Consider the following 474-nt stretch of genomic DNA (forward strand, 5'->3'; position numbering starts at 1 on the left):
CGTTTGCTGACCGGGAGCGCCAGCGGGGCGTGGAGATCCTGCTGGATGCCCTGCTGGGCACCAACCAGTCCCCGCTGAAGGCAGCTCTGCTGGAGCAGAAGCTGGGTGCGGAGATTGACCTTGGCTTTGACGACAGCACCCTGCAGCCCACGCTGGAGCTGGTGCTGCGGGGGGCCACTGCAGAGACTGCCCCCAAATTTGCAGCTGGCGTGAAACAGGCTGTGACCGACCTGCTGGCAGGGGGCATCCCCGAGGAACTGCTGCTGGCCAGCCTGAACGCCATGGAGATTGCCTCCCTGGAGCGCCCGGGCAACCTGCCCGACGGCGTGCTGGATGCCATCTATGCCGCCACCGGCTGGCTCCATACCGGCGACCCGGCCCTGCTGCTACACACCGACAAGCTGTTTGCTTCCCTGCGGGAGAAGCTCTCCACCGGCTGGTTCAACGACCTGCTGAAGGATCTGCTGCTGGCAG

Annotated in this window: 1 pseudogene; it reads left to right on the top strand. The window is 65.8% G+C overall.

Annotated elements, in window-relative coordinates:
- A pseudogene (locus P0G09_RS15570) lies at positions 1-474 on the top strand (peptidase M16); the annotation flags it as partial.

It is taken from the genome of Faecalibacterium sp. DFI.5.82, assembly GCF_029076575.1.
Lineage (GTDB): Bacteria > Bacillota > Clostridia > Oscillospirales > Ruminococcaceae > Faecalibacterium > Faecalibacterium duncaniae.